The 12825-nt window shown below is 71.8% G+C and carries 14 protein-coding genes; 1 reads left to right on the top strand and 13 read right to left on the bottom strand.

The features are described 5' to 3' along the window. A partial coding sequence (locus E1293_RS16405) for a sigma factor-like helix-turn-helix DNA-binding protein (protein ID WP_132198263.1) occupies positions 1-608 on the top strand: 608 nt, incomplete at its 5' end. A 161-nt stretch (positions 609-769) separates the two neighbouring features. On the opposite strand, the gene E1293_RS16400 is transcribed toward E1293_RS16405, so the two are convergent. From E1293_RS16400 to rbfA, 13 genes are all read right to left on the bottom strand, one after another. After that, positions 770-1312: a Pycsar system effector family protein gene (locus tag E1293_RS16400; RefSeq protein ID WP_132198262.1), complete on the bottom strand. Its 543-nt coding sequence runs from the start codon at positions 1310-1312 to the stop codon at positions 770-772. Between the two features lie 56 nt (positions 1313-1368). Then, positions 1369-1809, bottom strand: a complete 441-nt coding sequence (locus E1293_RS16395; RefSeq protein WP_132198261.1) for a GNAT family N-acetyltransferase — start codon at positions 1807-1809, stop codon at positions 1369-1371. Continuing rightward, the gene (locus E1293_RS16390) at positions 1809-2336 is read right to left on the bottom strand and encodes a transglutaminase-like domain-containing protein (protein ID WP_132198272.1); all 528 of its coding nucleotides are present in this window, start codon (positions 2334-2336) and stop codon (positions 1809-1811) included. The genes E1293_RS16395 and E1293_RS16390 overlap by 1 nt, the downstream gene beginning before the upstream one ends. After that, entirely contained in the window at positions 2336-3073 is a 738-nt protein-coding gene (dapB, locus tag E1293_RS16385; RefSeq protein ID WP_132198260.1) for a 4-hydroxy-tetrahydrodipicolinate reductase, read from the bottom strand. Before dapB ends, E1293_RS16390 begins: the two co-directional genes overlap by 1 nt. A gap of 37 nt (positions 3074-3110) precedes the next feature. Then, the gene (locus tag E1293_RS16380) at positions 3111-3734 is read right to left on the bottom strand and encodes an FMN-dependent NADH-azoreductase (RefSeq protein ID WP_132198259.1); all 624 of its coding nucleotides are present in this window, start codon (positions 3732-3734) and stop codon (positions 3111-3113) included. Between the two features lie 204 nt (positions 3735-3938). Continuing rightward, positions 3939-5258 carry a M16 family metallopeptidase gene (locus tag E1293_RS16375; protein WP_132198258.1) on the bottom strand — a complete coding sequence of 440 codons (1320 nt, stop codon included), beginning with the start codon at positions 5256-5258 and terminating at the stop codon, positions 3939-3941. A 74-nt stretch (positions 5259-5332) separates the two neighbouring features. After that, positions 5333-7663: a polyribonucleotide nucleotidyltransferase gene (locus E1293_RS16370; RefSeq protein WP_132198271.1), complete on the bottom strand. Its 2331-nt coding sequence runs from the start codon at positions 7661-7663 to the stop codon at positions 5333-5335. A gap of 273 nt (positions 7664-7936) precedes the next feature. After that, positions 7937-8206 (bottom strand): 30S ribosomal protein S15, encoded by a 270-nt coding sequence (gene rpsO / locus E1293_RS16365; RefSeq protein WP_132198257.1) that lies wholly within the window; start codon positions 8204-8206, stop codon positions 7937-7939. Positions 8207-8527: 321 nt separating this feature from the next. After that, positions 8528-9469, bottom strand: coding sequence for a bifunctional riboflavin kinase/FAD synthetase (locus E1293_RS16360; protein ID WP_132198256.1), 942 nt, complete (start codon positions 9467-9469; stop codon positions 8528-8530). A gap of 111 nt (positions 9470-9580) precedes the next feature. Continuing rightward, positions 9581-10249: a PAQR family membrane homeostasis protein TrhA gene (gene trhA / locus E1293_RS16355; RefSeq protein WP_243716265.1), complete on the bottom strand. Its 669-nt coding sequence runs from the start codon at positions 10247-10249 to the stop codon at positions 9581-9583. 121 nt (positions 10250-10370) lie between these two features. After that, positions 10371-11243, bottom strand: coding sequence for a tRNA pseudouridine(55) synthase TruB (gene truB / locus E1293_RS16350; protein ID WP_132198255.1), 873 nt, complete (start codon positions 11241-11243; stop codon positions 10371-10373). Between the two features lie 13 nt (positions 11244-11256). Next, positions 11257-12297, bottom strand: a complete 1041-nt coding sequence (locus E1293_RS16345) for a DHH family phosphoesterase (protein WP_243716264.1) — start codon at positions 12295-12297, stop codon at positions 11257-11259. Continuing rightward, entirely contained in the window at positions 12294-12815 is a 522-nt protein-coding gene (gene rbfA, locus E1293_RS16340; protein WP_132198253.1) for a 30S ribosome-binding factor RbfA, read from the bottom strand. The genes E1293_RS16345 and rbfA overlap by 4 nt, the downstream gene beginning before the upstream one ends. Between the last annotated feature and the right edge of the window lie 10 nt (positions 12816-12825).

Below are 12825 nucleotides of genomic sequence, written 5' to 3'. Positions count from 1 at the left end.
GCCCCGCCACCGGCGCCGACCCCGAGCACGAGGCGCTGATGGCCGACTCGGTCGGGCTGGCCCTCCTCGTCGTCCTGCAGTCCCTGACCCCGGCGGAGCGGCTGGCGTTCGTCCTGCACGACACGTTCGGCGTCCCGTTCGAGGACATCGCGCCCATCGTGGGGCGCTCCCCGGCCGCGGCCCGCCAACTGGCCAGCCGCGCCCGCCGCCGGGTGCGCGGCACCGAGCAGGCGCCCGAACGCGACCCCGCCCGCCAGCGCGAGATCGTCAACGCCTTCCACGCCGCCGCCCGCGACGGCGACTTCGAGGCGCTCGTCGCCGTCCTCGACCCCGATGTGGTGCTGCGCGCCGACGTCGGCGCCGTGCCCGGCGGCTGGCAGGAGATCCGCGGCGCCGCGGACGTCGCCGGCCAGGCCCTCATGTTCCGGCAGGCCGGCGGCAACCCCGTGCCCGCCCTGGTCAACGGCACCGCCGGCGTGGTCAACTTCGTGGACGGCCACCCGCGCTCGGTCCTGTCCTTCACGGTCGCCGGCGGCAGGATCATCGCGATCGACATCCTCGCCGACCCGGCCCGCCTGGCCGCCCTGGACCTCACCTTCCCCGCCTGACAACGCCGCGGGGCAGGTCCGGCTCAGCCGCCCGGCTCCGTAAAGGCAATGGTCACGTCGGACGCCGCACACATGCATTCGAGACGCGCGGCCGCTTCAGCCGGGCCGAACTGGTCGGCTACCGGCAGACATCTGATCGATCCCTCAATGCAGCTCGGGCCCTAGACGAACAACAACGCTGTCCAAACGGTGGCGTTGCCGGCGACGACCAGCGCCATGGAGTACTGCAGGAAGGCGTGCTTGCGCCAGACGATTTTCGAAAGTGCGATCAACTGGGTGCTGAGAACGATTCTGTTTCGACGGTCGCCGCCGTCTTCCAGGGCGTCGACCAGCCCTTCGGGCGTCCATCGCCGCAGATGTCCGAAATATACGTAGTTCTGGCCCCAATGCCGGCGCGCCTCGCGGCGGTTGAGCTGTGGGAACACCGCCGATCCCGCCAGGACGATCGCGCACACGAGCAGCGTGACACCGACTCGGAAGCCCCAGGTCTCCCATTCGGACAAGCGATCGAGGCGCTTTCCATGTCCGGCGAACAGGATGATCATGCTGAGGATCGCCGTCTCCAGGGTCAGGACCACCGATGCCTTGGCGTCCACTTTGGCGGTCCAATCGTGCAGCGCCTGGTGAACCCGCCACGCATACGACTCGAAGGGCTCATTAGCGAGCCCCCGCCGTTGCTGTTCCCGATCCGCTGAACTCGTCATGCTCGTTGGACGCCCTTTCGCGACGTCCGGTTCTGCAGGCATCGGCTGTATGGCCGTCAGGTAATAGCCTTGTGGAAGAGGACCTTGTCCTTCGCGGGGCCGTCGTGGGCGGGAGTCAGCGTGGCGGTGAAGCCCATGGCCTCGTGGAAGGCGATCGAGGCGGTGTTCGCCGGAGACGTCAGGGCGCGGACGGTGGTGCGGGCGTCGGCGCGGGCCTGGGTGAAGAAGGTCTCGTAGAGGCTGCGGGCCAGGCCGGTGCCGCGGTGGGACGGGGCGACGCCGGCGAAGTGGATGTAGGCGGCGTCGGGCAGGGACGGCGACAGGAAGCCGATGAGGAAGCCCGCGAGATCGCCGCCGGTCTCGGCGACGAGGCTGGTGCGGTGGAAGTGGTCGAGGAACAGGCGGGGAAGGGTGCCGTGGATCTCGCGGCCCCACCAGTCGTCCACGACGGCGATGATGCGGTCGTAGTCGCCGGGGGCGGCAGGGCGGACGTCCATCACAGTGTGGTGGGGAGGCCGGCGGCGGTGAGGGTCTTCATGTCCTTCAGAGTGTTCAGGACCGTGGGGTGCGGGGTCGCGTAGACCGTGGGGTGGACCGGGTCGCCGGGGTAGGCCAGGGCGTCCTCGGACGCGGAGAAGCGCACGTCCGCGCCGCGGGGGTCGAGGCGGACCCAGCGGTCGTCGACGAGGGCGGCGGCCAGGCCGTGGACGAAGCCGGAGCACTGCTGGTAGCACAGGCCCGCCTGGATGCCGCCGGCGCGCAGGAGGGCGACGTAGGCGTGGGACTGGGCGAAGCAGAGGCCGGTGCGCTGGTCGAGGACGTCCGACGCGCGCCAGGGGACGCGGGGGTCGCCGGTGTCCATCGAGTGGGTGATCCGGTCGCGGACGTGCTCGAACGCCGCCCTGGCGTAGGCGATGTCGTCGCCGGTGCGCAGCCGCGCGGCGGTCGACTGGACGAGCGGGTGCTCGATGTCGATCGCCTCGCAGGCGGCAAGGTAGTCCCAGGGCTCGGCGGCGAAGTCCATCACAGGCCGAGGAGCGTCTCGATGCCGAGGGTGAGGCGGTCGAGCTCGGGGACCCTGCGGACGGCGAGCAGCACGCCGGGCATGAACGACTCGCGGTTCATCGAGTCGTGCCGGATGGTGAACAGCTCGCCGTGGCCGCCGAGGACCACCTCCTGGTGGGCGACGGCGCCGGACATGCGGACGGCGTGCACGCGCACGCCGTCCACATCGGCGCCGCGGGCGCCGTCGACCTCGGAGGTGGTGGCGTCCGGGGAGGCCGGGACGCCCGCCTCGGCGCGGGCGGCGGCGACCAGCTCGGCGGTGCGGTAGGCGGTGCCGGACGGGGCGTCCGCCTTGTTCGGGTGGTGCGTCTCGACGATCTCGACGGAGTCGAAGAACGGGGCCGCCTGCTGCGCGAAGTGCATCATCAGCACCGCGCCGATCCCGAAGTTCGGGGCGATGACCACGTTCCCGGACGCGTCGCCGGTGAGCCAGGACCGGACGGTGTCGAGCCGGGACGGGTCGAACCCGGTGGTGCCGACGACGGCGTGCAGGCCGTGCTCGACGCACCACTTGAGGTTGTCCATGACCACGCCGGGGTGGGTGAAGTCGACGACGACCTCGGCGCCGGTCAGCGCGTCGAGCGTGTCGCCCTGGTCGACGGCGGCGACGAGCTCCATGTCGCCGGCCCCCTGCACGGCGCGGCACACCTCGGCGCCCATCCGGCCCCGCGCGCCCAGCACCCCGACCTTGATCACGTGTTCCTCCCGGTTGGCGTCCCGCCCGAGCCTACCGTCAGAAGCGCTTGCCCAGCTCGCGCGCCTCGGCGTGCGCGGTGCGCCGTCCGGTCTCGGCGTCGGCGGTGGCGAGGTCCGGGCGGAACTCGACGGTGGCGATGTCGGTGACGCCGGCCCAGCGCAGCCAGCCGCCGAAGAACGGCGCCTGGTGGTCGTGGCCGAAGGCCGGCGGGCGGCCGTCCCCGTAGACGGCGCTGGTGTAGACGACGGCGGCCTTCTTGCCGCGGAGCAGGCCGGTGTAGCCCTCCTCCGGGTCGAACCCGAACACCCAGCCGGGCTGCGAGACGACGTCGATGAACTGCTTGAGGATGTACGGGACGCCGGAGTTCCACATGGGGACGCTGAACAGGTAGCGGTCGTAGGAGTCGAAGCGCTCGAAGACGGCGCGGGCGGCCGCCCATGCGGCGGCCTGTTCGCCGGACGGCTCCTCGCCCGCGAACACCGTCATCTTGGCGCCGGCTCCGGCCGGGCCGAACTCGGGCAGGGTGCCGTCCCACAGGTCGTGGTGGTCGACGACGTCGCCGTGCGTTTCGCGGTAGGCGTCCAGGAACGTGCCGGCGATCGCCAGCGACTCCGACGCGGTGCCGCGGGGGGACGCGGAGATGTGCAGCAGACGGGACATTGAGGGGTCCTCTCGACCAGACATACGGACCATGGTCCGATTACGTCTCGGAGATTACCGGACCTTGGTCCGGTTGACAACCCGGCCATGGGCCGCCGCCCGGCCGGCCACCGCGATCGCGCGCCCAAGCGACCGGGGCGGTCTCGCGGGCAAACGAAAACGCCGCCCGGCCGTGCGGCCGGGCGGCGGTGAAGAGTGACGAGATCAGGCGGCGAACTCCCGATCGCCCACCGGGCCGATGACCGTGAGCGCCTGCGGGCCGGCGAGGACCTCGCGGGCGATGGCGCGGACGTCGTCGAGGGTGACGGCCTCGATGCGCGCCAGGACCTCGTCCACGGGCAGCAGCGACTCGTAGACCAGCTCGCTCTTGCCGATGCGGCTCATGCGGGAGCCGGTGTCCTCCAGGCCGAGGACCATCGCGCCGCGCAGCTGGCCCTTGCCGCGCTCCAGCTCCTCGTCGGTCAGGCTCTCGTCCGCGGCCTTGCCGAGCTCGTCCCGGCAGATCGACAGCACCTCCTCCGCCTTCGCGGGCTGGCAGCCCGCGTAGACGCCGAAGATGCCGGAGTCGGCGTACTGGGCGGTGTAGCTGTACACCGAGTACGCCAGGCCGCGCTTCTCCCGGATCTCCTGGAAGAGGCGGGACGACATGCCGCCGCCGAGCGCCGCGTTCAGCACGCCCAGCGCGAACCGCCGGTCGTCGGTGCGGCACGTGCCGGCGCCGCCGAGGATGATGTGCGCCTGCTCGGTGTCCTTGTCGATCACGACGGTGCGCGGGTCGAGCGGCACGGGCGCCCCGCCCACGCGGGGCGCGGCGGGGGCGGCGTCACCGGTCAGGTGGCCGCCGAACGCGCGCGACACCATCCGGACGACCTCGTCGTGGTCGATGTTGCCCGCCACCGACACCACCAGGCCGGACGGGACGTAGCGCTCCCGGTAGTAGCCGTGGATCCGGTCCCGGGACAGGGCGTTGATCGAGTCCTCGGTACCGAGGATGGGGCGGCCGAGCGGCGTGTCCCCGTAGAGGGCGGTGGCGAACTCGTCGTGGATCAGGTCGCCGGGGTCGTCGTCGCGCATGTGGATCTCTTCGAGGATCACACCGCGCTCGGCCTCGACGTCCTCCGGGCGGTTCAGCGACTCGGCGACCATGTCGGACACGACGTCCACCGCGAGCGGGAGGTCGGAGTCAAGGACCCGGGCGTAGTAGCAGGTGTACTCCTTGGCGGTGAACGCGTTGAGGTCGCCGCCGACCGCGTCGATCGCCGCCGAGATCTCCAGCGCCGACCGCCGCCCCGTGCCCTTGAACAGCACGTGCTCCAGGTAGTGGCTGGCGCCCGCGTCGGCGGGGGCCTCGTCCCGGGAGCCGACCGCCGACCAGATGCCGAACGCGGCGGACCGCACGGTCGGCATCGACTCGGTGATGACGCGCAGCCCGCCGGGCAGGACGGTGCGGCGCACCGCGCCGGCACCCTCGGTGTGGATCGTGGTGGTGGTGCCGGGCTCCTGCGCCCTCGCCGGCAGGGTCACGTGTCGCTCACATTCCGTCGGTGGATAGCGGCCGGCCCCGCCCGTGACGGGCGGGGCCGGCCGGTCATGCCGGGTCAGGAGTTGCGCTGGCCGGCGTCGTCGGAGCCGCGGCGGGTACGGCGCCGGCGCGGACCGCGCCGCTCGCCGTCGTCGTCGTCGCGGCGCTCCCGGCGCTCCCCCGAGTCGGCGTCGGCGGGCGCCTCGGCGCCGCCGTCGTCGCCCTTCTCGGCGGACTCGCGCTCGACCACCTCGACCGGCACCAGCGAGAGCTTGCCGCGCTGGTCGATCTCGGTGACCTCGACCTGGATCTTCTCACCGACGCCCATGACGTCCTCGACGTTCTCGATCCGGGCGCCGCCGTGCAGCTTGCGGATCTGCGAGACGTGCAGCAGGCCGTCCTTGCCGGGCAGCAGCGACACGAACGCGCCGAACGTCGTGGTCTTCACGACGGTGCCGAGGAACCGCTCGCCGACCTCCGGCATGTGCGGGTTGGCGATCGAGTTGATCGCCTGCCGCGCGGCCTCGGCGGACGGGCCGTCGGTGGCGCCGACGTAGATCGTGCCGTCGTCCTCGATGGTGATGTCGGCGCCGGTGTCGTCCTGGATCGAGTTGATCATCTTGCCCTTGGGGCCGATGACCTCGCCGATCTTGTCGACCGGGACCTTGATGGTGATGATCCGCGGCGCGTTCGGGCTCATCTCGGCGGGCGCCTCGATGGCCTCCTGCATGACGTCCAGGATCGCGAGGCGCGCGCCCTTGGCCTGCTTCAGCGCGGCGGCCAGCACCGAGGCCGGGATGCCGTCGAGCTTGGTGTCCAGCTGCAGCGCGGTGATCACGTCGCGGGTGCCGGCGACCTTGAAGTCCATGTCGCCGAACGCGTCCTCGGCGCCGAGGATGTCGGTGAGCGTGACGTAGTCGTCGCCCTCGTTGATCAGGCCCATCGCGATGCCCGCCACCATCTGCTTGAGCGGGACGCCCGCGTCCAGCAGCGACATGGTGGACGCGCAGACCGAGCCCATCGACGTGGAGCCGTTGGAGCCGAGCGCCTCCGACACCTGGCGGATCGCGTACGGGAACTCCTCGCGCGACGGCAGCACCGGGATCAGGGCGCGCTCGGCGAGGGCGCCGTGCCCGATCTCGCGCCGCTTCGGCGAGCCGACCCGGCCGGTCTCACCGGTCGAGTACGGCGGGAAGTTGTAGTTGTGCATGTAGCGCTTGGTGCGCTCGGGGTTCAGCGTGTCGATCGTCTGCTCCATGCGGAGCATGTTCAGCGTCGTGACGCCGAGGATCTGCGTCTCGCCGCGCTCGAACAGCGCCGAGCCGTGCACCCGCGGGAGGACGTGCGCCTCGGCGGTCAGCTGGCGGATGTCCTTCAGGCCGCGGCCGTCCATGCGCAGCCCGTCGCGGATGACCCGCTCGCGGACCAGCTTCTTGGTGACGGCGCGGTAGGCGGCGGAGATCTCCTTCTCGCGCCCCTCGAACTGCTCGGCGAGCTTCTCGGCGGCGGCCGCCTTGATCTCGTCGAGCCGGGACTCGCGCTCCTGCTTGGCGGCGATGGTCAGCGCCTGCGCGAGGTCGCCGCTGACGGCGTCGGTGACGGCGGCGAGCACGTCGTCCTGGTAGTCCAGGAAGATCGGGTACTCGCGGGTCTCCTTGGCGGCGACGGCCGCGAGGTCGCTCTGCGCCTTGCACAGCACCTTGATGAACGGCTTGGCCGCCTCAAGGCCCTCGGCGACGGTCTCCTCGGTCGGGGCGGCGGCGCCCTCGCCGACGAGCTTGATGGTGTCGCGGGTGGACTCGGCCTCCACCATCATGATCGCCACGTCGCCGTCGGCCAGCACGCGGCCGGCCACGACCATGTCGAAGGTGGCGCGCTCCAGCTCGGGGTGCGTGGGGAAGCCCACCCACTGGCCCTCGATCAGCGCGACGCGGACGCCGCCGATCGGGCCGGAGAACGGCAGGCCGGCCAGCTGCGTGGACAGCGACGCGGCGTTGATCGCCACGACGTCGTACAGGTGGTCGGGGTGCAGCGCCATGATCGTCTCGACGACCTGGATCTCGTTGCGCAGCCCCTTGGTGAACGACGGGCGCAGCGGCCGGTCGATCAGGCGGCAGGTCAGGATCGCGTCCTCGGACGGACGCCCCTCGCGGCGGAAGAACGAGCCGGGGATGCGCCCGGCCGCGTACATCCGCTCCTCGACGTCCACCGTCAGCGGGAAGAAGTCCAGGTTGTCCTTGGGCTTCTTGGACGCGGTGGTCGCCGACAGCACCATCGTCTCGTCGTCGAGGTAGGCGACGGCCGAACCGGCCGCCTGGCGGGCCAGCCGGCCCGTCTCGAAGCGGATGGTGCGGGTGCCGAACGTGCCGTTGTCGATCACGGCCTCGGTGCTCTGCGCGCCATCGATGCGCACGGCTTCTGTCACGGGAAACCTCCTTGGGTTCCATGTCGGTCCTCGCGGCCGTTTCCCGTTGGCTTGTCACGCTGCCGGTCTTCGATCGAAGCACCCGGATCGACAGGTCCGCCGATGCGGCGGAACGGATCCGGAAGCCACTACCGAGGACCGGCCCGCACCAGCGGTGTCCGCGAGGCTATGTCTGCAGTTGTGCGGCCGGGGCCCGGACGGGCCCGCCGGCCGTAAAAGGAAGGGAGTGGCCCGGCGGGCCACTCCCTGACCGTCCTAGCGGCGCAGCCCGAGTCGCTCGATCAGCTGCCGGTAGCGGTTGATGTCCTTGTTGCTCAGGTACTTCAGGAGCCGGCGGCGACGACCCACGAGCAGCAGCAGTCCGCGGCGGCTGTGGTGGTCGTGCTTGTGCTCCTTGAGGTGCTCGGTCAGATCGTTGATACGGCGCGTCAGCAGCGCGACCTGGACCTCCGGCGATCCGGTGTCACCCTCAGTGGTCGCGTACTCGGCGATGATCTGGTTCTTCGTGACGGTGTCGAGCGACACGTGGCTCCTTCGATGAATTCGTCACCCGCAGATCCGGGGCCCGATGGGCGCGCGGGTCCGCATGGTGCGTGGTAAAGAGATTGGCGGACCGCATGAGGGTGCAGCCAGCCGCGCCAGGGCCCTTCCCGGCGACTATTCACCGTACCATGCTGTGTTGATTGCAAGACCGGCCAAAGGTGCTCGCCTGGCGGCTCGCACCTTGACCGTTCTTGGGGCGAGCGCGACCTCGCTTCGCGAGCTTCCCGGTGGAGCTCGCCTCCGGCTTCGATCCACCGGTCAGGTAGCGCGCTCGCGTGACGGTTGAGGCGGTCGAGACGGGTCTTAGGACGTGATCTCTCTGGCTCTGGCTACGTCTCGGTGCATTTCCTCTATGAGGGCCTCGATGGAGTCGAACTTCAGGGTGTCGCGGATGCGGGCCGTGAAGTCGGCGGCCATGTGCTCGCCGTACAGGTCGAGGTCGTCGCGGTCCAGCGCGTACGCCTCGACGGTGCGCTCGCCGGCGCCCTCGAACGTCGGGTTGGTGCCGATGGAGATCGCGGCGGGCCAGCGGAAGCCGGGGTAGCGGTCGCTGTCGGCGACCAGCCAGCCGCCGTAGACGCCGTCCGCCGGGATCTCGGTGTGCGGCAGCGTCTCCAGGTTCGCGGTCGGGAAGCCGAGCGCGCGGCCCCGCTGGTGCCCGCGCACGACCACGCCCTCCACGCGGTGCGGGCGGCCGAGCGCCTCCGCGGCCGCCGCGACGTCGCCGGCGTCCAGCCGCTCCCGGATGTAGGTGGAGGAGATCGTGCCGCCGTTGGCCACAAGCGGCATGCCCTCGGCGGTGAAGTCGTACTTCTCGCCCAGCTCCCGCAGCAGCACGACGTCCCCCTTGGCCTTGTGGCCGAACCGGAAGTCCTCGCCGACGATGACGTGGGCCGCGTGCAGCCGGTCGACCAGCACCTGCCGGACGAACTCGTCCGGCGGCGTCCGCGACAGCTCCAGGGTGAACGGCACGACGACGACCGCGTCCGTGCCGAGCCCTTCGAGCAGCTCGACGCGGCGCCTGGTGGTGGCGAGGAGCGGCGGGTGCGTGCCCGGGCGGACGACCTCGTCCGGGTGCGGGTCGAACGTGATCACGACCGAGCGCAGGCCGCGGCGGCGCGCCTCGTCGGCGGCGGCGCCGACGATCCGCTGATGGCCGCGGTGCACGCCGTCGAACACCCCGATGGTGATCACCGAACGGCCCCAGTCCGCGGGTACCTCGTCGAGGCCATTCCAGCGCCGCACCATTCTCTCCCTGCGTAGGACGTGCCTGTCCGGTATCTCTTGCCGTCCTTAAGAGTGCCATGCGCGGGCGCCACAGGTCGCACCCAGGGGGCATGGTGCGCGGCGGGCGGCTCAGCCGGACTGGTACACGACCAGGGAAACGGCGATGTACTGCAGGACGTAGGCCGCCAGCGTGAAGGCGTGGAAGATCTCGTGGAAGCCGAACCAGCGCGGCGACGGGTTGGGGCGGCGCAGCCCGTACACCACTCCCCCGACGCTGTAGCAGATGCCGCCGATCGCGACCAGCAGGCAGGCGGCGAGGCCCGCGCCGTCCAGGAACTGCGGCAGGAAGAACACCGCGACCCAGCCCAGCACGATGTAGAGCGTCACGTAGAGGGCGCGGGGGGCGCCGATCCAGGCCGTGCGGAAGACGACGCCGGCGATGGCGCCCGTCCACACGGTGACGAGGACGGCGACGCGCACGCCGCCGTCGAGCGCCACGACGGCGAACGGCGTGTACGTCCCGGCGATGATCAGGTAGATGTTGGCGTGGTCGAAGCGCCGCAGCACCTCGATCAGCCGGTGCGAGCGCTGCCGGTGGTAGGTTCCCGAGATCCCGAAGAGCATCCCCGACGTCGCCACGTACAGCGCCGACGCGAGCCGCGCCTCCGGACTCGGGCCGAGCGCCACCAGCACCAGGCCGGCGACCAGCACCGCGGGGAACGCGCCGAGGTGCAGCCAGCCGCGCAGCGCCGGGCGGGTGGGGGACGCCACCGCAGAGCGGTCGTTCACGGTGGTCACGGACACCTCCTCACGATCGAACCTACGCTTACGTAGGTTACGCGAGCGTAGGTTATGGCGCACCGGTTTCGTCCCGTGATGCTCGCCACGGCCGTATTGTCCCCCGCATCGCGGATCTCAGTCAGGGGACGAACACGGCGAGGGGCTTGGCGGTCTTGCCCCGCTCTTCGACGAGCGCGAGCAGCGTCCCGTCCGGTGCGAAGACCCCGATCGGGCCCGGGCCCAGCCCAGCCGCCGGGAGCCGCCCGCCGTGCGCGACCTTGCGGGCGTCGTCCTCCGAAACGTCGCGGCGCGGGAACACCGACGCCACGGCCTCGGCCAGCGGAAGGATCTCCAGCTTCTCGGCGAGCTGGTCGAGCGTCCGCGCCGCGGCCAGGTCGTAGGGCCCGACACGGGTGCGGCGCAGCGCGGTCAGGTGGCCGCCGCAGCCGAGGGACGCGCCGAGATCCCGGGCCAGCGCCCGGATGTAGGTACCGGACGAGCAGGCGATGGACGCGTCCACGTCGATCAGGTCACCGTGCCGCCGGACGTCGAGGACCGCGAAGTCGTGCACGGTCACCGGACGGGCGGCCAGCTCGACATTCTCGCCCTTGCGGGCCATCTTGTAGGCCCGCTCACCGTTCACCTTGATCGCGCTGACCTGCGGCGGAACCTGCTGGATCGGCCCTGTCAGCTCCGCGATGCCCGCCCGCAGCGCCTCGTCGGTGACGGCCGCGGCGGACGCCGTCGCGGTGGTCTCGCCCTCGGCGTCGTCGGTGTTCGTCGACTCGCCCAGCCGGATCGTGGCGTCGTAGCCCTTCTCCGTGAGCGCGAGATGCCCGAGCAGGCGGGTCGCCTTGCCGACCCCGAGGACGAGGACGCCGGTCGCCATCGGGTCCAGCGTGCCCGCGTGCCCGACCCGCCGCGTCTTCGCCAGCCGCCGCATCCTCCCGACGACGTCGTGCGACGTCCAGTCGGCGGGCTTGTCCACGATGACGAGTCCCGAGTTGTCCACGCGCGCTCCGCCTTCAGTCGTCCGGTTCGCCGGGCACGCGCAGCGCCGCGCGCAGCCGGTCGATGATCCAGGCGGGCTCCCCGCCCATGGTGAACGCGGCGGCGGTGCGGTGCCCGCCCCCGCCGAGCTCGACGCAGGCGCGGCCCACGTCCACCGCGCCCTTGGAGCGGGTGGAGACGTACCACTCGCCCCCGTCGTTCTCCTTGCACACGACCGCGACCTCGGCCTCGTCGGTGCGCCTGAGCTGGTCGATGACCCCTTCGAGCTGGTCGTAGGGGACGTCGCGGGCGTCCCGGTCGGCACGCGTGATCGTCGTCCACACCAGGCCGCGGCCGCCGGCGGCGTCGCGTTCCAGCCGGGCCCGCGCGAGCGCGCCCGCGAGGACCTGCAGGTAGCCGAACGGAGCCCGGTCCCACAGCTCGCGGCTGACCGCCTCCGGCCGGACGCCCGCGGTCAGCAGCCGTCCCGCCAGGTCGTGGACCTCCGGGGTCGTGCACGGGTACCGGAACGAGCCGGTGTCGCTGGCGAGGCCCGCGTACAGGCCCTGGGCGATGTCGCGGTCCAACGGGACGCCGAGCCTGCGGATCAGCTCCTCCACCAGCACCGCGGTGGCGGCGGCGTCCGGGTCGACCAGCCGCACGCCGCCGAACCCCGTGTTGGACGCGTGGTGGTCGACGACGATCAGCGCGCCCGCCCGGTCGGCGGGGCCCGCGAGCGAGCCGAGCCGCGCCCGGCCCGCCGCGTCCAGCGAGATCATCAGCTCCGGGGCCGCGGGCACCCGCGCCGGCTCGACCAGCATCTCCTGCCCCGGCAGGAACCGCAGGATCGCCGGGACGCCGAACGGCTCCCCGAAGGAGGCCGTGCACCGCTTGCCCAGCGTGCGCAGCGCCTGCGCGAGCGCAAGCATCGACCCGAGCGCGTCACCGTCGGGCGCCACGTGGCAGGCGAGGCAGACCTCCCCCGCCCGGTGGATCAGCGCGACCGCGCGGTCCCAGTCGAGGTCGGCGGGCGCGCCCGGCCTCGCGGGGACGGCGGTCTCGGCCCGGCCGTTCACGATGACGGGCGCCCGGGACGGCCGTCCTCACCGTCCCCCGCGCCGTCGTGGCCGTCGAAGTCCGGGTCGTCCTCGTCGTCGTCGTCCTCGTCGTCGTCCTCGTCGGGCTCGCGGTAGGGGTTGGCGTCGCCCGCGTGGGACGCGCCCTGCGCGGCCCGCGCCACCTCGGCGTCCTGGGCGCGGGCCTTGGCCAGCAGGTCGTCGATGTGCGCCGCGTTCTCCATCAGGGAGTCCATGACGAAGGTGATGCTGGGCGTGTGCCTGACGCCCGTCTTCCTGCCCACCTCCGTCCGGATGACGCCCTTGGCGCTCTCCAGCGCGGCGGCCGTCTCGGCGCGCTCGCCGTCCGACCCGTACACCGTGTAGTACACGGTCGCGTCGCGCAGGTCGTTGGTGATGCGGGTGTCCGTCACGGTCACGAAGCCGAGCCGCGGATCCTTGATCCGCCTCTCCAGCATCTCGGCCACGATCTGCTGGATGCGGTCGGCGAGCTTGCGCGCCCGAGCTGCGTCCACCATGATCGCACTC

It is taken from the genome of Actinomadura darangshiensis (assembly GCF_004349235.1).
Classification (GTDB): Bacteria; Actinomycetota; Actinomycetes; order Streptosporangiales; family Streptosporangiaceae; genus Spirillospora; species Spirillospora darangshiensis.
This window is presented reverse-complemented; position numbering and strand designations above follow the sequence as displayed.

Coding starts and splice junctions, on each gene's coding strand:
- E1293_RS16400 (WP_132198262.1), bottom strand. CDS start 1,312: ATGACGAGTTCAGCGGATCGGGAACAGCAACGGCGGGGGCTCGCTAAT.
- E1293_RS16395 (WP_132198261.1), bottom strand. CDS start 1,809: ATGGACGTCCGCCCTGCCGCCCCCGGCGACTACGACCGCATCATCGCC.
- E1293_RS16390 (WP_132198272.1), bottom strand. CDS start 2,336: ATGGACTTCGCCGCCGAGCCCTGGGACTACCTTGCCGCCTGCGAGGCG.
- E1293_RS16380 (WP_132198259.1), bottom strand. CDS start 3,734: ATGTCCCGTCTGCTGCACATCTCCGCGTCCCCCCGCGGCACCGCGTCG.
- rbfA (WP_132198253.1), bottom strand. CDS start 12,815: ATGGTGGACGCAGCTCGGGCGCGCAAGCTCGCCGACCGCATCCAGCAG.